The organism is Pseudomonas sp. NFX71 (assembly GCF_048079215.1).
GTDB classification, from domain to species: Bacteria; Pseudomonadota; Gammaproteobacteria; order Pseudomonadales; family Pseudomonadaceae; genus Aquipseudomonas; species Aquipseudomonas fluorescens_B.
In genome coordinates this window covers 2,683,884-2,700,641 of the sequence record NZ_CP182230.1, presented here as the reverse complement: position 1 = coordinate 2,700,641, position 16,758 = coordinate 2,683,884, and the positions used below count along the sequence as shown (strand labels likewise).

The following is a 16,758-nucleotide window of genomic DNA, read 5'->3' as shown; positions in this document are numbered from 1 at the left end:
GAGTTTTCCGTTTCGACTGCGCCGGAAGTGGGGCGAATTATAGACTTCCAGAATCTGCCGTCAACCCCTGATTTCACATTTCTGTCATACAGGTCAAAAAAGCCCGTAAACACGAAGGCCGAGCCCCAGGGGGCTCGGCCTTCTTCCCTTCTACTTACAAGCTCGGGAACGCAAATTGCGACGCTTCATGGCTCGCACGCTGCGGCCAGCGCTGGGTGATGGCTTTGCGACGGGTGTAGAAGCGCACGCCATCCGGGCCATACGCATGCAGGTCGCCGAACAGCGAACGCTTCCAACCGCCAAAGCTGTGATACGCCACTGGCACTGGCAACGGCACGTTGACGCCGACCATACCGACTTCGATCTCATCGCAGAACAACCGCGCCGCTTCCCCATCACGGGTAAAGATGCAGGTGCCATTGCCATACTCGTGATCATTGATCAGCTGCATCGCCTCTTCCAGGCTGTTGACCCGGACAACGCACAACACTGGCCCGAAGATCTCTTCTTTATAGATACGCATTTCCGGGGTGACGTTATCGAACAGACAGCCACCCAGGAAGAAACCTTCTTCATGACCGGCCACACTCAGACCACGACCATCGACGACCAAGGTTGCACCCGACGCAACACCGTCTTCTACATAGCCACTGACTTTGTCACGAGCCTGACCGGTGACCAATGGCCCCATGTCCAAGCCACAAGTGGTGCCTGCGCCAATCTTCAATGCCTTGATCTGCGGCGTCAGTTTGGCCACCAACGCATCTGCCACCTGATCACCGACGCACACAGCCACCGAGATCGCCATGCAACGCTCACCGCACGAACCGTACGCCGCGCCCATCAGTGCGCTGACGGCGTTATCCAGATCTGCATCCGGCATCAGCACCGCGTGGTTCTTCGCGCCGCCCAGTGCCTGAACGCGTTTGCCGCGCTTGGTGCCTTCGGCGTAGATGTATTCGGCAATCGGCGTCGAACCGACAAAGCTCAACGCTTTGACTTCCGGCGCTTCGATCAGCGCATCTACCGCAGCCTTGTCACCATGCACAACGCTCAACACACCTTTAGGCAGACCGGCTTCCAACAGCAACTGAGCGATCAACAGTGTCGAACTTGGATCACGCTCGGACGGCTTGAGGATGAAGCAGTTACCGCAGACGATCGCCAGCGGATACATCCACAGCGGCACCATCGCAGGGAAGTTGAACGGCGTAATGCCGGCAACCACGCCCAACGGCTGGAAGTCCGACCAGGCATCAATGTTCGGGCCGACGTTACGACTGTACTCGCCCTTGAGGATTTCCGGCGCTGCACACGCGAACTCGACGTTCTCGATACCGCGTTTCAGTTCACCGGCAGCATCTTCCAGCGTCTTGCCGTGCTCTTCGCTGATCAGTTGGGCGATACGTGCTTCGTTCTGTTCCAGCAGTTGCTTGAAGCGGAACATCACCTGAGCACGCTTGGCCGGCGGAGTATTGCGCCAGGCCGGGAACGCAGCCTTGGCCGAATCGATGGCTTTCTGAATGGTTTCGCGACTGGCCAAAGGCAGCTTATGGATCGCCTGGCCGGTGGACGGGTTGAACACGTCAGCCGTGCGACCGTCTTCGGTCACCAGTTCGCCATTGATCAAATGCGGAATAAGGCTCATGCGGGGCTCCAGAAAAGTTGTCCACAGGCGCCCGTCAACGGACGCCTCTATATAGAAGGGAAAATCAGTCGATTTTGTTCAGCACTTCGCCGACCGCGTCGAACAGGCGATCAAGGTCTTGCGGCTTGCTGTTGAAGGTTGGGCCGAACTGCAGGGTGTCGCCGCCGAAGCGCACGTAGAACCCGGCTTTCCAAAGCGCCATGCCCGCTTCGAACGGACGCACGATGGCGTCGCCGTCACGCGGGGCAATCTGGATCGCACCAGCCAGACCGTAGTTACGAATGTCGATGATGTTTTTCGAGCCCTTCAGGCCGTGCAGCGCATTTTCGAAATGCGGCGCGACGTCGGCCACGCTCTGCACCAGGTTTTCCTTTTGCAGCAGGTCGAGTGCTGCCAGGCCTGCGGCGCACGCCACCGGGTGCGCGGAGTAGGTGTAACCGTGCGGGAATTCCACGGCGTATTCAGGCGTCGCCTGGTTCATGAAGGTCTGGTAGATCTCGGAGCTGGCAATCACCGCGCCCATCGGGATCGCGCCGTTGGTGACTTGCTTGGCGATGCACATCAGGTCCGGGGTCACGCCGAAGCTGTCAGCGCCGAACATCGAGCCGGTACGGCCGAAACCGGTGATCACTTCGTCGAACACCAGCAGGATGTTGTGCTGATCGCAGATCTCGCGCAGACGCTTGAGGTAGCCCTCAGGCGGAACCAGCACACCAGCGGAGCCGGCCATTGGTTCAACAAATACAGCAGCAATGTTCGAAGCGTCATGCAGTTCGATGAGTTTGAGCAGCTCATCGGCCAGAGCGATACCGCCCTCTTTCGGCATGCCACGAGAATAGGCATTGCTTGCCAGCAAGGTGTGCGGCAGGTGATCAACGTCCATCATCGCCTGACCGAACATTTTGCGGTTGCCGTTGACGCCGCCGAGGCTGGTGCCGGCGATGTTCACGCCGTGGTAACCACGGGCACGGCCGATCATTTTGGTTTTGGTTGCCTGGCCTTTCAGACGCCAGTAAGCGCGGACCATTTTCACCGCGGTATCCGCACACTCGGAACCCGAGTCAGTGAAGAACACGTGATTCAGATTGCCCGGCGTCAGGTCTGTGATTTTCTCGGCCAGCTGGAACGACAACGGGTGACCGTACTGGAAGCCCGGCGAGTAATCGAGGGTGCCCAATTGCTTGGCTACCGCTTCCTGGATTTCCTTGCGGGTGTGCCCGGCGCCACAGGTCCACAGACCGGACAGCGAATCGTAGACCTTGCGGCCCTTGTCGTCCGTCAGCCAACTGCCTTCAGCCGCCACGATCAGTCGCGGATCGCGCTGGAAATTCCGGTTGGCGGTGTAGGGCATCCAGTGAGCATCGAGCTTGAGCTGGCTGGCCAGGGAAGACGGGGCGTTTTCAGGCAAGTTCATGGGCAAAACCTCGCAAGGCAATAAGCGGCGTGGAGATGAAAAGCGTTCTTGCAGCTAAATTGCCACGGGGATAAAGTCTGTGAAATCCAACTTTTCTAACGTTCAGTCAGGCCATCACTAAACTATGAGCACTCGTCGCCCCGATCCGCTGGCACAAGTCAGCGACTTTGATATCCGCCTGCTACGGATTTTTCGCAGCGTGGTGGAGTGCGGCGGTTTTTCTGCAGCGGAATCAGTGCTCGGGATTGGCCGTTCGGCGATCAGCCAACAGATGAGTGACCTGGAACAGCGCCTCGGTCTGCGCCTGTGCCAACGCGGTCGCGCCGGATTTTCCCTGACCGAGGAAGGTCGCGAGGTCTACCAGTCCGCATTACAGCTATTAAGTGCGCTGGAAAGTTTCCGCACCGAGGTCAACGGTCTGCACCAACACCTGCGCGGCGAATTGACCATCGGCCTGACCGACAACCTCGTCACCCTGCCCCACATGCGCATCACCCACGCCCTGGCGCAATTGAAGGAACGTGGACCGGACGTGCAGATTCAAATCCGCATGATCGCGCCCAACGAAGTCGAACAAGGTGTGCTCGACGGTCGCTTGCATGTCGGCGTGGTGCCGCAGGCCAGCGCGCTGTCAGGCCTGGAGTATCAGCCGCTCTATAGCGAGCGCTCGTTGCTGTATTGCGCGGTCGGGCATCCCTTGTTCTACGTCGACGACAAACAACTGGACGATGAACGCCTGAACAGTCAGGACGCCATCGCCCCGACCTTCCGCTTGCCTGCCGAAATCCAGGCGCATTACCAGGCCCTCAACTGCACGGCCAGTGCATCGGACCGCGAAGGCATGGCATTCCTGATTCTCACTGGACGCTATATCGGCTACCTGCCCGATCACTACGCCAGCCTCTGGGTTCAACAAGGTCGTTTGCGCGCACTGAAACCTACAGCGCGCTTCTATGACCTCAGCCTCGCATCGGTCACGCGCAAGGGACGTCGCCCGCATTTGGTGCTGGAAAGCTTTTTGGAGAGCCTGGCCGCGACACGATAGAACGTCGCGGGGCTTTTATTGCGTCAGGACTTGTCGGATCCCCATGGGTGCGCTATCAACGCACTTGGTTGCACCCACCCACCTGTCCGGAAGTGCCTATGACCTTTGAAGTCCCCGCTCACGGCGGCAAACCTGCCAGCCGCATTCGTCAGAAGAACGAAGAGACCATCATCAAAGCCGCCGAAGACGAGTTCGCCAGACACGGGTTCAAAGGCACCAGCATGAACACCATCGCCCTGAATGCCGGGTTGCCCAAGGCGAACCTGCATTACTACTTCACCAATAAACTGGGTTTGTACGTGGCGGTGCTGAGCAACATCCTTCAGTTGTGGGACAGCACGTTCAACACCCTGACCGCCGAAGATGACCCGGCCGAAGCGCTGACGCGATACATCCGCGCCAAGATGGAATTCTCCCGCCGGCAACCGCAGGCCTCGCGGATCTTCGCGATGGAAGTGATCAGCGGCGGCGAATGCCTGACCGAGTATTTCAACCAGGACTACCGCGCCTGGTTCCAGGGCCGGGCGGCGGTGTTCCAGGCGTGGATCGACGCCGGAAAAATGGACCCGGTCGACCCGGTCAACCTGATTTTCCTGTTGTGGGGCAGCACCCAGCATTACGCCGATTTCGCCACGCAAATTTGCCGGGTCAGCGGCCGAACCAAGTTGACCAAGCAAGACATGGAAGATGCCAGCGATAACCTGATCCGCATCATTCTCAAAGGCTGCGGCCTGACTCCAGCTATTTAAGACTCTTATGCCTTTTACCCTCAGCGGCTTTTGCGAATACCGCGAAGAGATTCGCAAAAGCCGTTTCATCACCTTCGCCGCGCCGATCAGCAGCCCTGCTGAAGCCCAGGCATTTATCGAACAGCACAGTGATTTGAATGCCACGCACAACTGCTGGGCATGGAAGCTCGGCGCTCAATACCGCAGCACCGATGATGGCGAACCGGGCGGCACGGCGGGTCGACCGATTCTCGCGGCGATCGAGGCGCAGGATTGCGATCAGGTCGCCGTGCTGGTTATCCGCTGGTATGGCGGCATTCAACTGGGCACCGGCGGGCTCGCACGGGCGTATGGCGGTGGCGCCAACAAGTGCCTGCAAGCAGCGCCGAAGATAGAGCTGATCAGCCGAGTGCCGGTGAGTTGCGCCTGCGGGTTTGCTGAACTGACGCTGGTGAAGCTTCGGGTGGCGGAGCTCGGTGGCCTGGTAGTGGAAGAGACGTTCACGGCGAACGGTGTAGAGCTGCAGTTAGCGATGGGCGAAGCGCAGATCGAAACCCTGCAAACCCAGCTGGCAGATTTGAGTCGCGGACGCATTCTGTTGCAACGCTGATCGCACCAACAACGCCCATTGCCCTTTCGTCGAACTGTCACAGTTGCCCACATCTACTGTGCACCCGGCTGTGGATAACCTGAGCACATACCGCTGTAACCCTTCTGTCATGCGGCTTTGCGGGCATTGCTCATTTTTCGCCCAATTTGCCACCACCAAGACTAAATCCACGTAAAAACAACCAGTTAGCGTGGTTTATCACCTTTAGAAGAAAGCCGCTCAATGCTTATGCCCGGGCTTTGCGCTTGCGCACAAATACTGTGGAGCAATCTGTGGATAACCCGTTCATGGCTGTCGCGGCCCCATGTCCGGCATGGCTCGCGCCGGGTTGCTCGTTTTTTGACCAAAGCTTGATGAGCAAAAACAGAGCTCGACCAACGACTTCGCCCTCAAGTGGTGCCTGCCTGCCAATTGAAAGGTGGCGAGGCAGCGCCCTTGAGGCCTTGGTCGCCATGAGATTTCAAATTTCCTGTCTCAATGGCCAGGTCACTGTTTTATCCACAGGCAGGACCTGAACCACACCCCACGCCAATTCAAAGAACAAAAAAATCACCAACAGCGAACTGGCGCCATGCAGCAAGGCATAGAGTTGCCAAGCCGAAAACAGAAACCGGCCCACGGCGTCATACCGACCAAACACCTGCTGCGGATCACGAATCCGCAGCACGGCCCAAATGCACACAATCGATCCCAACAGGTTCGCCATCAGCATGTGCATTGGTTCGAATGCCGGCAGTTCTCCGGGTAAGTCGAACGCCCGGCTCACCCCCGTCAAAACGCCGTGCAACGCCGCAAATGTCCACGGCGTGACAAACGCCGCCGTCACGATCAAGTCATACCAGGCGCTACCACGCACCAACCGGCGATATTGCGTTGAAGTCCACATCGGCATTGCTCCATAAATTCAGGGAGCAACAAGGCTAAAGCCTGGAGTATGCTCCAGGGTCAAGCCCCCCTCTCGAGACGTCAGGATGCGCATCGGTGAATTAGCCCAGGCCAGCGCGGTCAGCCGCGACACGCTGCGCTTCTACGAGCAACGCGGATTGATCGCCGCGCAACGCAGCGCCAACGGTTATCGCGATTATCCGCCGGACGTGGTGCAACTGGTGCTGTACATCAAGACCGCTCAACGGCTGGGTTTTACCCTGGGCGAAATCGGCAATAGCGTCGCCACGTTGTGGCAGTCGCCCGACCCGGACAGCGCCGTCACCCAACTGCTGCAAGACAAACTCAAACTGATCGAAACCCGAATGGATGAACTTGGCGCGCTGCGACACGAGTTGCAGCAACGTCTTGGTCAACGTTGTCCATTGAATCCGTGATTCTCACTTCTCAAGGAAGCCACTCATGTCCAAGGCAAAAACCGCACTCATCATCGGCGCCTCCAGGGGCCTGGGCCTCGGTCTGGTGAAGACCCTGCTCGCCGACGGCTGGCAAGTCACCGCCACTGTGCGTAACCCGCAGAATGCCGACGCCTTGAAGGCATTGGGAACGGTGCGGATCGAAAAACTCGACATGGATGATCAGCAGGCAGTCATCGCGTTGAGCCAGCAACTCAAGGGCGAAGTGTTTGATCTGCTGTTCGTGAATGCCGGGGTCAAGGGGCCGGAAGTACAAACACCGGGCGGCGCGACGCTGGCTGAAGTGGGCCAGTTGTTTTTTACCAACGCGGTGGCACCGATCAACCTGGCACAACGTTTTGTCGGGCAAATCCGCCCGGAAAGCGGCGTGCTGGCGTTCATGAGCTCGGTGCTCGGCAGCGTAACCATGCCGGACGCGCCGGAGCTGGCGTTGTACAAGGCGAGCAAGGCGGCACTGAACTCCATGACCAGCAGTTTCGTGACGCAATTGGGCGAGCAGAAACTGACCGTGCTGTCGCTGCATCCGGGTTGGGTGAAGACCGACATGGGCGGCGAAGGCGCTGATATCGATGTGGAAACCAGCACGCGTGGGCTGGTTGATCAGGTGAATGCGTATGTCGGCAAGGGCGGGCATCACTTTGTGAATTACAGAGGTGAAACCATTCCCTGGTAGTCACTGCGTCCCCCTGTGGGAGCTGGCGTGCCTGCGATGGCTTCACCTGGGAAGACCTGAAAGACCGAGGTGCATGCATCGCGGGCAAACCCGGATCCCACAGGATTTTTATCGTCTGGTCGGGCCGGGCTTGCCCACCACGCGGTTTTGTTTGAAACTCCGCACCTCGTCCCTTGCGGCGACCCTGGATCAGCAGACAGGGTAATCACTGAGCTGGCTAACCTGAACCCACTTTCAGAGGAGCCGGCCAACATGCCTGCGACCCGTACCTGGTTAAAAAATCCCCTCGCGATCTTCACTGCCAATGACCTCGATGCCCGTGGCGGGCTGGTTGTGCAAGACGGTCTGATCGTCGAAGTGCTCGCCGCCGGCCAGCAACCTTGCGCGCCCTGTGGACAAGTCTTCGATGCGCGCGAGCATGTAATCCTGCCGGGACTGATCAACACCCATCACCACTTCTATCAAACCCTGACCCGTGCCTGGGCGCCAGTGGTCAATCAGCCGTTGTTCCCGTGGCTGAAAACCCTGTACCCGGTCTGGGCACGACTCACCCCGGAAAAACTCGCCCTCGCCACAAAAGTCGCGCTGGCCGAGTTGTTGTTGTCTGGCTGCACCACAGCGGCCGATCACCATTACCTGTTCCCGCAGGGCCTGGAAAATGCGATCGACGTACAGGTCGAGAGTGTCCGCGAACTGGGCATGCGCGCCATGCTCACGCGCGGCTCAATGAGCCTCGGCGAAAAGGACGGCGGCCTTCCACCGCAGCAAACGGTCCAGGAAGGCGAAGTGATTCTCGACGACAGTCAGCGCCTGATCGCCGAATATCACGAGCGTGGCGATGGCGCGCAAATCCAGATCGCCCTGGCGCCGTGCTCGCCGTTCTCGGTGACCCCGGAAATCATGTCGGCCAGCGCCGAGCTGGCGAACAAGCTCGATGTGCGCCTGCACACGCATCTGGCCGAAACCCTCGACGAAGAAGACTTCTGCCTGCAGCGCTTCGGCCTGCGTACCGTGGATTACCTGGACAGCGTCGGCTGGCTCGGCCCGCGCACCTGGCTCGCCCATGGCATCCACTTCAACCCTGACGAAATCGCCCGCCTCGGCGCGGCCGGCACAGGCATTTGCCATTGCCCGAGCTCGAACATGCGCCTGGCCTCCGGCATTTGCCCGACACTGGACCTGACCGCCGCCGGCGCGTTGCTCGGGCTGGGCGTGGACGGTTCAGCGTCCAACGATGCGTCGAACATGATGCTCGAAACCCGTCAGGCGCTTTACATTCAGCGCTTGCGTTATGGCGCCGAGAAGATCACCCCGGAATTGGTGCTGGGATGGGCGACCAAGGGCTCGGCGAGTTTGCTCGGGCGTACCGATATTGGTGAGCTGGCAGTGGGCAAGCAGGCGGATCTGGCGTTGTTCAAGCTGGATGAGCTGCGGTTTTCCGGCAGTCATGATCCGGTGTCGGCGTTGCTGCTGTGTGGTGCGGACCGGGCGGATCGGGTGATGGTCGGCGGCCAGTGGCGAGTGATTGACGGGCAGGTCGAGGGGCTTGATCTGAAGGGCTTGATTGCGGATCACAGCCAGGCGGCCCGGCAGTTGATCGCCGGTACCTGATACAACTCGAACCCAATGTGGGAGAGGGCTTGCCCGCTCCCACGTTGGATTTGTGGAAAGTTCAGAGACCGAGCAGCGACAACATGATGAACGTCGCAAACAACACGAAGTGGGTCATCCCTTCGATGGCATTGGTTTCGCCGTCATTGAGATTGATCGCGCTGACGATCAGGGTGAGGAAGATCATCACTGTCTGTACCGGCGTCATCGCCATCTGAAACGGTTGACCGGTGTAGAGCGCCATCGCTTCCATCACCGGCACCGTCAGGATCACCGTCGACAGCGATGCGCCCATCGCAATGTTCACCACCGACTGCATACGGTTGGCCAGCGCTGCGCGCAACGCCGTCAGAATCTCTGGCGCCGCGGAAATCGCCGCCACCAGAATCGCCGTGATCACCGGCGGTGCGCCCGTCCCTTCCAGGCCCAGGTCCAGGGTCTTGGACATCACCTCGGCCAATGCGCCGATCACCACCACACCCAACACCAACGTCCCGATACTCAGCGCGAGATTGACCGATTCAGGTGCTTCCTCCGGGACTTTTTTGCGGCGTTTTTCCGGATAGCTGTAGCTGAAAAAATAACTGTGCGGCCCGACCTGCATGCGCAGGAACAGGGTGTAAAGCACGACCATCGCGCCAATGGTAAACGCGGAATACAGCTTCCAGTTCGCCTCGGGAACAAACTCCGGCACCACCATGGAAACGCCCATGGCGGTGAGGATCATCACGCTGTAGCTGCGCGCCGAGTCATCGTTGTAGGACTGTTCACCGTGCTTGATCCCGCCCATCAATGCCGCGAGGCCGATGATGCCGTTGATGTCGAGCATCACCGCCGAGTAAATCGTATCGCGCACCAGCGTCGGCGAGGCTTCGTTGCTCATCATGATCGCCAGGATCACCACTTCCACCAGCACCGCCGCCAGGGTCAGGATCATCGTGCCGTAGGGATCGCCGACTTTTTCCGCCAGCAGTTCGGCGTGATGGGCGACGCGCATGGATGCGGCGACGATGAAGGCGATCAGCACGAGACCGGCAGTCAGGGCTATGGGCTGGCCGCTGTGCAGCATCCAGTGTTCCATCGGGTAAGCGATGAAGGCGGCGATCAGGGCCAACAGCAGAAATTTTTCTTGCTTGAGGAATGTGAGCATTGCAGGCCTTTTTGCCGAATGGAGCGGAATCAGTGTGATGAGCTACTGACTGCGGAGCAGCGCTAACGTTTCGTTACACCTTAGCCCAGCAATGGATGCCAGCCGGCCAATGAACCTCTTGGTCAGGTTTTACCAATTGTTGCAGCGAGCATCTGTAGAATGCCGTCATTGCACCTGATGAGATTTGAACAAATGTACGATTGGCTGAACGCACTGCCCAAGGCAGAACTGCACCTGCACCTCGAAGGTTCGCTGGAGCCCGAACTGCTGTTCGCCCTGGCCGAACGCAACAGGATCGCCCTGCCGTGGAGCGATGTCGAAACCCTGCGCAAGGCGTACGCCTTCAACAACCTGCAAGAGTTTCTCGACCTGTATTACCAGGGCGCCGATGTGCTGCGCACCTCCCAGGATTTCTACGACCTGACCTGGGCCTACCTGTTGCGCTGCAAGGCGCAGAACGTGATTCACACCGAACCGTTCTTCGACCCGCAGACCCACACCGACCGTGGCATCCCGTTCGAAGTCGTGCTCAACGGCATCGCCGCCGCGTTGAAGGACGGCGAACAGCAGCTGGGCATCACCAGCGGTTTGATCCTGAGTTTCCTGCGTCACTTGAGCGAAGACGAAGCACAGAAGACCCTCGACCAGGCGCTGCCATTCCGCGACGCGTTCGTGGCCGTCGGCCTGGACAGTTCGGAAATGGGTCACCCGCCGAGCAAGTTCCAGCGCGTGTTTGATCGTGCCCGTCACGAAGGTTTCCTGACCGTCGCTCACGCCGGTGAAGAAGGCCCGCCGGAATACATCTGGGAAGCCCTCGACCTGCTGAAAATCCAGCGTATCGACCATGGCGTGCGCGCCATCGAAGACGAGCGCCTGATGCAGCGGATCATTGATGAGCAGATCCCGTTGACGGTGTGCCCGTTGTCGAACACCAAGCTTTGCGTGTTCGATCACATGTCACAGCACAACATTCTCGACATGCTCGAGCGCGGCGTGAAAGTCACCGTGAACTCGGATGACCCGGCGTACTTCGGCGGGTATGTGACCGAGAACTTCCATGCGCTGTACACCGATCTGGGCATGACCCAGGATCAGGCCAAGCGATTGGCGCAAAACAGCCTGGATGCGCGGTTGGTAAAACCGTAACTGCTGAAGACCCAATGTGGTGCGAGCTTGCTCGCGATGAGGCCATCACATCCAGCGTCATTGGTGAATGTGAATCCGCTATCGCGAGCAAGCTCGCTCCCACAGGGTTTGTGTTTAGCCGACGGTTACCACTTCGCTCAACTCCTCCAGCGTCTTGCCCCGCGTCTCCATCCCGAACACCCACACCACCCCCGCCGCAATCGCAAAACACATCGCCCCGAGCGCGAACACGCCACCCTGCCCGGTCATCGGGAATACCAGCCCGGTCACCATTGGCCCAAGCAACGAACCCACTCGGCCAATCGCCGACGCAAAACCGGAACCCGTGGCCCGCGCCGACGTCGGGTACAACTCTGGCGTGTAGGTGTAGAGCACCGCCCACATGCCGAACAGGAAAAACTGCATCAACAGCCCCGACGTGATCAGCAAGCCGACATTGCCGCCAAACACTGCGCTCTGACCGTAAAGAAACGCCATCACCCCGCCGCCGAGCAACGTCACCACGCACACCGGTTTACGGCCCCAACGCTCCACCAGCCAAGCCGCCATGAGGAAACCGGGAATCCCGCCGAGGGAAATCAGCACGGTGTAATACACCGACTGGGTCACGGCGAAACCCGACTGCTGCAGCAGTGCACTGAGCCACGACGTCAACCCGTAGAACCCCAGCAAGGCAAAGAACCAGACGCTCCAGATCATCATCGTGCGCTGGCGATACAGCGGCGACCAGATCTGCTGCAAAGCCGAAAAGAAGTTGCCCGGCGTACTTGCCACACGCGGCAAGCGGATCGGCTCAGGCAAATCCCCATGACCCAGCGACGTCCGGACCCGCGCTTCGATACCCAGCAAGACCTTGTCCGCCGCCTCATCACGCCCGGCCTGTTCCAGCCAGCGCGGTGACTCGGGAATGAAAAAGCGAATCACCAGGACAAACACCGCCGGCACCGCCAGCACCAGAAAAATATCCCGCCAGCCAATCACCGGTAACAGGAAATACGACAGCACCCCGGCCGCGACAAACCCCAAGGGCCAGAAACCGTCCATCAACGCGATGTAACGCCCACGTCTTTTCGCCGGAATCAATTCCGAAAGCATCGACTGGGCGATGGGAAACTCCATGCCCATGCCAATTCCCAGGAGGATGCGGAAGAGCGTCAGCGTCTCGACATTCTGCGCCGTGGAGCACAGGTAACTGGCGATGCCCCACAACACAATGCTCCACTGGAACACCGGTTTGCGGCCGAAACGGTCCGCCAGCATGCCGGACAGTGATGCGCCCACGACCATGCCGAAGAAACTCGAACTGGCGAGCAACCCGGCCTGCGCCGTGCTGAGGCCGAACTCGGTTTTGATCGAGCCGAGCAGGAAAGTCATCATCGCCAGGTCCATGGAATCAAAGAAAAACGCCAGGGCGATGATGATGAAAATGATCCGGTGATAGCCGCTGATGGGCAGCCGTTCCAATCGTTCTGCCGCGCTGAAGCCTCGTGTTTCCATGCCACATCCCCCGTTCGAAAGTCCCTGAACGAGTGTGCGCGATGGTCGCCGGGGGTTATTGCTGGATGCGACCTGGCCGCAGCTCTGAACGACGCCCGTGCCCCCGGACGTCGATCCCGATGCGTCTACAACGCCATTTCCAGCTCGGTCTCCTTGGCGAAACGGTGGATTTCACGCTGCCCCGTCACGGTGACGTGCAAGGCGCGCGAATCGTTAGGCAAGCTCAGCCAGCCGGACTGCATGAACAATTGCAGCAACGCCGCGCCCAGTGAACCGCCCATGTGCGGACGTCTTTCGCTCCAGTCAGGACAGGCACAGGCGGCTCGGCTGGTGCTCTGCGCCAGCGCCTGGACGAAAACGCCGCGTGTCGCCAGTTGCGTGGCGCCCTTGTGCGTGATCGACACCCGATGATCGAACTGTTCGATCCAGCCCGCATCCAGCAAGCGCTGGTACAGATCGGCGGCCAGCGTGCCGCCTAAATGATCGTCGCAGAGCCGTGCGCGCAACAAGGACGAGGGCGCGGCCTGACGTTTGGGGATGGCGGGGGTGCGGCTGAAAACATCGGGAATGTCCCGAGGTGTGCTGGCGATCGTCGCACTGGCCAGCGCTTCTATCGCGGCCCCGACTTCGGGTGCGGCCAACCGGAAGAATCGCTTGCGGCCGCGGGTTTCGACTTTCAACAGACCTCCGGCGGACAAACGCCCCAGGTGTGCACTGGCCGAAGACGGCGACAGGCGGGCCAGCAATGCCAGCTCTTCGGTCTGCCGCGCAGCGCCGTCCATCAAGGCCCACATCATTGCGCTGCGCTTTGGGTCAGCCAGCAACGTGGCGATCTGGCTGATGCAAGGTGCATGTTCCATGTATTCACTCCCTGTTGAATCGTTTCGTCTACTGCTCAGAGACATCTTGACCAGTAATGTGTCGTCGGCCAAGACGTGGAAACCGCCATAAACCGGGCAAAGCCATCCACTCACACAAGCCATTGCTTCGAAGACCTTGCAAAGGCTTTGGATTGACGGTGGAGCCTGACCGACTCGAACGCGGACTCGCCATGGCGAGGTCGACGGTGCGTACATGAGGCGGGCGCTAGTATAAGCCCGTTGCCGGTCGGTTCCTGCCCCCCGGAAACCATTGGTGGTGATTGATCCTGAGGGAAATTTCGCTATTTGCCTGCGACTAATGATCGACATGCGCCAACACAGGAAATTGACTGCCTAATCGAGTACATCGGCTGGCAAGCATTTCCCGCAAAAGGTTCACCGGCTTACTCAATTGTGCGCGATGGGCGCACAGCAAATTCAGCGGTGCGCGCTCACAGAGCAGCTCCGGCATCAGCACTTTCAGGCGGCCGGCCAATACATCGGCGGCGACATCGAGCCAGGATTTGTAGGCGATCCCGGCACCCGCCACGGCCCACAAGCGCACCACGTCGGCATCGTCACTGAAGCGATCACCGCTGACGGTCAGGCTGACTTCGCGTTTGCCGTCGTGAAAACTCCAATGGTCGTGAACCCGGCTGCCGAGCATGAACAGCAGGCAATTGTGCTGCGCCAGTTGCTCCAGTTGCCGCGGTTCGCCATGCCGGGCCAGGTAGCTCGGGGCGGCACACAGCACGCGGCGGTTATTCGGGGCGATGGGCAGCGCCACCAGGCTGGAGTCTTCCGGCTCACCGTAGCGCAGGGCAATGTCCACCGGTTGGCGGAACAGATCGGCGATGCGGTCGCCCAGCAACAAGCGCACCGTGAGTTTGGGGTGTTCACGCTGGAACTCGTCCAGCCAGGGCAGTAGCAGGTTGCGACCGAAATCCGACGGCGCCGACAGCTGCAGCACCCCGCTGACCTGGTCCTGACCGCTGGCCAATAATCGGCGGCCCTCGTCGAGGTTGCTCAGCGCGGCCCGGGCATACTCGAGAAATCCTTCGCCCTCCGCCGTCAGGCGCAGACTGCGGGTGGAGCGGGCGAGCAATCGGGCGCCGAGTTGCTGCTCGATGCGCTTCAACGCCGCACTCGCCACCGCCGCCGACATGTCCATTCCCCTCGCCGCCGCTGACAGGCTGCCCAGGTCCGCCGCCCGGACAAACAACTGCAAGTCATCGAAACGCAGCATTTACAGCCTCGATTATCAAAAAAATATTGAAAGAGACTGCTCTTTTAGCGGGTTTTATCTCGCAGAGAAATAGCCAATCATCTGCTGCATCGAAATCATCCTGCTTCTGGAGTCGACCATGTCCCAGCCTTTCACCGCCATTGCCACCCTGATCGCCAAAGCCGGCCAACAGGACGCGCTCGAGCAACACCTGCGTGCACTGCTGGAGCCGACCCGCGCCGAAGCCGGTTGCGGTCAATACGACCTGCATCAGGACCTCGCCAATCCGCTGGCCTTCTACATGATTGAACAATGGAGCAGCGACGAAGCGCTGCAAGCCCACGACGCCAGCGCACACATCCAGAACTTTCGCGCCCAGGCCGGCGACCTGATCGAACACTTCGATCTCAAGCGCCTGCGCTCCGTGGCTTGATCCCTTCTTCTATTACTGTTCGGAACCCTCCTCATGAAAGCCATTGCCTACTACGCCTCGTTGCCGATCAGCGACGAAAAATCCCTGCAAGACATCGAACTGCCGGAACCGGTCGCCGGCCCCCGTGACCTGCTGGTGGAAGTCAAAGCCATCTCGGTCAACCCGGTGGACACCAAGGTCCGCCAGAACGTCCAGCCCGAAGGCGGCGCGGCAAAAGTGCTGGGCTGGGACGTGGCCGGCGTGGTCAAGGCCGTCGGCAGCGAAGTGACCTTGTTCAAGGCTGGCGACAAGGTGTTCTATGCCGGCTCGATTGCCCGCGCCGGCGGCAACAGCGAACTGCACGTGGTGGATGAGCGGATCGTCGGCCATATGCCGAAAACCCTCGGTTTTGCCGAAGCGGCCGCGCTGCCGCTGACCGCCATTACCGCTTGGGAATTGCTTTTCGAACGCCTGCAAGTGCGCGAAGGCAACACCGATGAAGGCCAGAGCTTGCTGATCGTCGGGGCGGCCGGCGGTGTCGGTTCAATCCTGACGCAACTGGCCAGTCAACTCACCGGTTTGAAAGTCATCGGCACCGCTTCCCGTGCGCAAACCCAGAGTTGGGTGCGTGAGTTGGGCGCCGACCTGGTGATCGATCATAGCCAGCCGCTCAGTGAAGAACTGAAACGCGCAGGCGTTGCGCAGGTGACCCACGTCGCCAGCCTGACCCAGACCGATCAGCATCTCGATCAGTTGGTCGAGGCCCTGGCGCCACAAGGCAAACTCGCGCTGATCGATGACCCGAAAGCGCTGGACGTCACCAAGCTCAAACGCAAGAGCCTGTCCCTGCACTGGGAGTTCATGTACACCCGCTCGCTGTTCGAAACGCCGGACATGATCGAGCAGCACAAACTGCTCAACCGCGTGGCCGGACTGATCGATGACGGCACATTGAAAACCACGGTGGGCGAGCACTTCGGAACCATCAACGCGGCGAATCTGCGGCGAGCCCATGAGTTGCTGGAAAGCGGCAAGTCCAAGGGCAAGATTGTGCTCGAAGGCTTCTGACACAGATTGATACAAGTGTCGTCCGGATGGACGACACCGTCAGTCCGAAGGTTGACCGTTGTCATAATTGCGATCGTATTCAGGTCTACAATCCAGAACTCTGCGATGCAATCTTTTAACCGAGGAGGTCAGCAATGAAGATCCTGATAAAAGAATTGGCAAAATCCCAGTGGCAGGTCCGCCTGGACCAACACGCGGTGACGTTCCGTAGCGAAGCCGAAGCTCGCGCTTTCACCCGAACCCTCGAAGCACGCTTGCACGCCCCCCATCAGATTCCCGTCCAACAGCAGCGCGCTGTTGGCTGAGACCT

At 59.7% G+C, this 16,758-nt stretch carries 17 protein-coding genes; 10 read left to right on the top strand and 7 right to left on the bottom strand.

Annotated elements, in window-relative coordinates:
- Positions 1-154: 154 nt before the first annotated feature.
- Together ACM1ZW_RS12400 and ACM1ZW_RS12395 are read right to left on the bottom strand one after the other, a co-directional pair.
- Complete coding sequence (locus ACM1ZW_RS12400; RefSeq protein WP_008031364.1) at positions 155-1,648, bottom strand: CoA-acylating methylmalonate-semialdehyde dehydrogenase; 1,494 nt, start codon at positions 1,646-1,648, stop codon at positions 155-157.
- 64 nt (positions 1,649-1,712) lie between these two features.
- A complete protein-coding gene (locus tag ACM1ZW_RS12395) occupies positions 1,713-3,062 on the bottom strand; it encodes an aspartate aminotransferase family protein (protein ID WP_017336405.1) in 1,350 nt (449 codons plus the stop codon).
- Positions 3,063-3,186: 124 nt separating this feature from the next.
- On the opposite strand from ACM1ZW_RS12395, the gene ACM1ZW_RS12390 reads away from it, so the two are divergent.
- From ACM1ZW_RS12390 to ACM1ZW_RS12380, 3 genes are all read left to right on the top strand, one after another.
- The gene (locus ACM1ZW_RS12390; protein ID WP_008031360.1) at positions 3,187-4,107 is read left to right on the top strand and encodes a LysR family transcriptional regulator; all 921 of its coding nucleotides are present in this window, start codon (positions 3,187-3,189) and stop codon (positions 4,105-4,107) included.
- A gap of 98 nt (positions 4,108-4,205) precedes the next feature.
- On the top strand, positions 4,206-4,856 hold the full coding sequence (locus tag ACM1ZW_RS12385) for a TetR/AcrR family transcriptional regulator (RefSeq protein ID WP_017336404.1): 651 nt from the start codon (positions 4,206-4,208) through the stop codon (positions 4,854-4,856).
- A 7-nt stretch (positions 4,857-4,863) separates the two neighbouring features.
- A complete protein-coding gene (locus ACM1ZW_RS12380) occupies positions 4,864-5,445 on the top strand; it encodes an IMPACT family protein (protein WP_017336403.1) in 582 nt (193 codons plus the stop codon).
- Between the two features lie 460 nt (positions 5,446-5,905).
- Here the strand turns inward: ACM1ZW_RS12380 and ACM1ZW_RS12375 are convergent, their stop codons facing one another.
- Complete coding sequence (locus ACM1ZW_RS12375; RefSeq protein WP_414878229.1) at positions 5,906-6,331, bottom strand: hypothetical protein; 426 nt, start codon at positions 6,329-6,331, stop codon at positions 5,906-5,908.
- Positions 6,332-6,416: 85 nt separating this feature from the next.
- On the opposite strand from ACM1ZW_RS12375, the gene ACM1ZW_RS12370 reads away from it, so the two are divergent.
- The 3 genes from ACM1ZW_RS12370 (at position 6,417) to ACM1ZW_RS12360 (ending at position 9,090) form a co-directional block, all read left to right on the top strand.
- A complete protein-coding gene (locus ACM1ZW_RS12370) occupies positions 6,417-6,767 on the top strand; it encodes a MerR family transcriptional regulator (protein WP_017336401.1) in 351 nt (116 codons plus the stop codon).
- Positions 6,768-6,792: 25 nt separating this feature from the next.
- Positions 6,793-7,479, top strand: a complete 687-nt coding sequence (locus tag ACM1ZW_RS12365) for an SDR family oxidoreductase (RefSeq protein WP_017336400.1) — start codon at positions 6,793-6,795, stop codon at positions 7,477-7,479.
- Between the two features lie 252 nt (positions 7,480-7,731).
- On the top strand, positions 7,732-9,090 hold the full coding sequence (locus ACM1ZW_RS12360; protein ID WP_416740626.1) for an 8-oxoguanine deaminase: 1,359 nt from the start codon (positions 7,732-7,734) through the stop codon (positions 9,088-9,090).
- Between the two features lie 61 nt (positions 9,091-9,151).
- Here the strand turns inward: ACM1ZW_RS12360 and ACM1ZW_RS12355 are convergent, their stop codons facing one another.
- A complete protein-coding gene (locus ACM1ZW_RS12355; protein WP_416740625.1) occupies positions 9,152-10,240 on the bottom strand; it encodes a calcium:proton antiporter in 1,089 nt (362 codons plus the stop codon).
- Positions 10,241-10,432: 192 nt separating this feature from the next.
- Here ACM1ZW_RS12355 and ACM1ZW_RS12350 point away from each other — a divergent pair, with 192 nt between their 5' ends.
- Positions 10,433-11,386, top strand: a complete 954-nt coding sequence (locus ACM1ZW_RS12350; protein ID WP_017336397.1) for an adenosine deaminase — start codon at positions 10,433-10,435, stop codon at positions 11,384-11,386.
- A 114-nt stretch (positions 11,387-11,500) separates the two neighbouring features.
- Here the strand turns inward: ACM1ZW_RS12350 and ACM1ZW_RS12345 are convergent, their stop codons facing one another.
- The 3 genes from ACM1ZW_RS12345 to ACM1ZW_RS12335 all read right to left on the bottom strand — a co-directional run bounded on the left by ACM1ZW_RS12345 (position 11,501) and on the right by ACM1ZW_RS12335 (position 14,989).
- The gene (locus tag ACM1ZW_RS12345; protein WP_414885077.1) at positions 11,501-12,883 is read right to left on the bottom strand and encodes an MFS transporter; all 1,383 of its coding nucleotides are present in this window, start codon (positions 12,881-12,883) and stop codon (positions 11,501-11,503) included.
- A gap of 125 nt (positions 12,884-13,008) precedes the next feature.
- Positions 13,009-13,743 carry an ArsR/SmtB family transcription factor gene (locus ACM1ZW_RS12340; protein ID WP_017336395.1) on the bottom strand — a complete coding sequence of 245 codons (735 nt, stop codon included), beginning with the start codon at positions 13,741-13,743 and terminating at the stop codon, positions 13,009-13,011.
- A 316-nt stretch (positions 13,744-14,059) separates the two neighbouring features.
- The gene (locus tag ACM1ZW_RS12335) at positions 14,060-14,989 is read right to left on the bottom strand and encodes a LysR family transcriptional regulator (protein ID WP_017336394.1); all 930 of its coding nucleotides are present in this window, start codon (positions 14,987-14,989) and stop codon (positions 14,060-14,062) included.
- Between the two features lie 118 nt (positions 14,990-15,107).
- On the opposite strand from ACM1ZW_RS12335, the gene ACM1ZW_RS12330 reads away from it, so the two are divergent.
- From ACM1ZW_RS12330 to ACM1ZW_RS12320, 3 genes are all read left to right on the top strand, one after another.
- Positions 15,108-15,401 carry a putative quinol monooxygenase gene (locus ACM1ZW_RS12330; protein WP_017336393.1) on the top strand — a complete coding sequence of 98 codons (294 nt, stop codon included), beginning with the start codon at positions 15,108-15,110 and terminating at the stop codon, positions 15,399-15,401.
- Positions 15,402-15,434: 33 nt separating this feature from the next.
- Positions 15,435-16,448, top strand: coding sequence for a zinc-binding alcohol dehydrogenase family protein (locus tag ACM1ZW_RS12325; protein ID WP_017336392.1), 1,014 nt, complete (start codon positions 15,435-15,437; stop codon positions 16,446-16,448).
- Positions 16,449-16,582: 134 nt separating this feature from the next.
- Positions 16,583-16,753, top strand: coding sequence for a hypothetical protein (locus ACM1ZW_RS12320; RefSeq protein ID WP_017336391.1), 171 nt, complete (start codon positions 16,583-16,585; stop codon positions 16,751-16,753).
- Positions 16,754-16,758 lie beyond the last annotated feature (5 nt).

Coding starts and splice junctions, on each gene's coding strand:
- ACM1ZW_RS12335 (WP_017336394.1), bottom strand. CDS start 14,989: ATGCTGCGTTTCGATGACTTGCAGTTGTTTGTCCGGGCGGCGGACCTG.
- ACM1ZW_RS12365 (WP_017336400.1), top strand. CDS start 6,793: ATGTCCAAGGCAAAAACCGCACTCATCATCGGCGCCTCCAGGGGCCTG.
- ACM1ZW_RS12360 (WP_416740626.1), top strand. CDS start 7,732: ATGCCTGCGACCCGTACCTGGTTAAAAAATCCCCTCGCGATCTTCACT.
- ACM1ZW_RS12325 (WP_017336392.1), top strand. CDS start 15,435: ATGAAAGCCATTGCCTACTACGCCTCGTTGCCGATCAGCGACGAAAAA.
- ACM1ZW_RS12355 (WP_416740625.1), bottom strand. CDS start 10,240: ATGCTCACATTCCTCAAGCAAGAAAAATTTCTGCTGTTGGCCCTGATC.
- ACM1ZW_RS12345 (WP_414885077.1), bottom strand. CDS start 12,883: ATGGAAACACGAGGCTTCAGCGCGGCAGAACGATTGGAACGGCTGCCC.
- ACM1ZW_RS12395 (WP_017336405.1), bottom strand. CDS start 3,062: ATGAACTTGCCTGAAAACGCCCCGTCTTCCCTGGCCAGCCAGCTCAAG.
- ACM1ZW_RS12320 (WP_017336391.1), top strand. CDS start 16,583: ATGAAGATCCTGATAAAAGAATTGGCAAAATCCCAGTGGCAGGTCCGC.
- ACM1ZW_RS12340 (WP_017336395.1), bottom strand. CDS start 13,743: ATGGAACATGCACCTTGCATCAGCCAGATCGCCACGTTGCTGGCTGAC.
- ACM1ZW_RS12380 (WP_017336403.1), top strand. CDS start 4,864: ATGCCTTTTACCCTCAGCGGCTTTTGCGAATACCGCGAAGAGATTCGC.
- ACM1ZW_RS12400 (WP_008031364.1), bottom strand. CDS start 1,648: ATGAGCCTTATTCCGCATTTGATCAATGGCGAACTGGTGACCGAAGAC.
- ACM1ZW_RS12370 (WP_017336401.1), top strand. CDS start 6,417: ATGCGCATCGGTGAATTAGCCCAGGCCAGCGCGGTCAGCCGCGACACG.
- ACM1ZW_RS12385 (WP_017336404.1), top strand. CDS start 4,206: ATGACCTTTGAAGTCCCCGCTCACGGCGGCAAACCTGCCAGCCGCATT.
- ACM1ZW_RS12350 (WP_017336397.1), top strand. CDS start 10,433: ATGTACGATTGGCTGAACGCACTGCCCAAGGCAGAACTGCACCTGCAC.
- ACM1ZW_RS12390 (WP_008031360.1), top strand. CDS start 3,187: ATGAGCACTCGTCGCCCCGATCCGCTGGCACAAGTCAGCGACTTTGAT.
- ACM1ZW_RS12375 (WP_414878229.1), bottom strand. CDS start 6,331: ATGTGGACTTCAACGCAATATCGCCGGTTGGTGCGTGGTAGCGCCTGG.
- ACM1ZW_RS12330 (WP_017336393.1), top strand. CDS start 15,108: ATGTCCCAGCCTTTCACCGCCATTGCCACCCTGATCGCCAAAGCCGGC.